The 852-nt window shown below is 66.3% G+C and carries 2 protein-coding genes; both read left to right on the top strand.

The window, feature by feature from the left end; genetic code table 11:
• Window positions 1-197, top strand: a 197-nt coding sequence (locus tag AC1D1G_RS45635) for an SDR family oxidoreductase (RefSeq protein WP_477956991.1), incomplete at its 5' end; no start/stop codon positions are given.
• Window positions 198-224: 27 nt separating this feature from the next.
• Window positions 225-852 (top strand): alpha/beta fold hydrolase (locus tag AC1D1G_RS45630; RefSeq protein WP_477956990.1); only part of this gene is annotated, 628 nt, incomplete at its 3' end.

Below are 852 nucleotides of genomic sequence, written 5' to 3'. Positions count from 1 at the left end.
CGCCAGGATTCGTGGAGACCGACCTGATCTCCGAGATGTCGTCGGATACGCTCGACGAGTTCCTGCGCGGCAGTTCTCTCGGCCGCACCGCTACACAGCGCGAGATCGACGGAGCCGTGGTGTTCCTCGCCAGTCGCGCCTCGGGCTACATCACCGGCTCGACGCTCGCCGTCGACGGCGGCACTTCCGGACACTGATTCCCGACGAGGAAGGACCATGCAACCATGACGTACTCCACCAAGGTGACCACCCTCCGCGGCGACGGCGTTTCACTGGTTGCCGACCTGTGGGAACCCCGGCGGGAACCGAAAGGCACGGTCCTGCTGCTCCACGGCGGCGGCCAAACCAGGCACTCGTGGCAGCGCACCGGAATACGGCTGGCCCAGCAGAGTTGTCGCGCGTATTGCATCGACGCACGCGGCCACGGCGACAGCCAGTGGTCGACCGACGGCGACTACAGCCCCGACGCGCACGCCCGCGACATTCGCGCAGTCGTCGCCGACCTCGGTGAACCCCCGGTGCTCGTCGGAGCGTCCATGGGCGGCATGGCCTCACTTGTCGCATCAGGCGACGAACCAGGTATTGCCCGGGCGCTGGTCCTGGTGGACATCACCCCGAAGGCCGAACCGGAGGGTCTCGCCAAGATCACCGAATTCATGCAAGCCGGTTTGTCCGGCTTCGACAGCCTCGAGGACGCGCTCGGAGCAGTGATCGAATACAACCCGCACCGGAGTCGCGCGCCGCGGGTGGAGGGTTTGCGCAAGAACCTGCGTGAGCACGACGGTCGTTGGTACTGGCATTGGGATCCGCGAATGCTGTCGGATAGGACGAATTCGGCGGACGCGACGGCCG

The organism is Rhodococcus sp. P3_B8 (genome assembly GCF_056402775.1).
The sequence above is the reverse complement of the archived record's forward strand: the minus strand, read 5'-3'. Positions and strand labels throughout refer to the sequence as shown.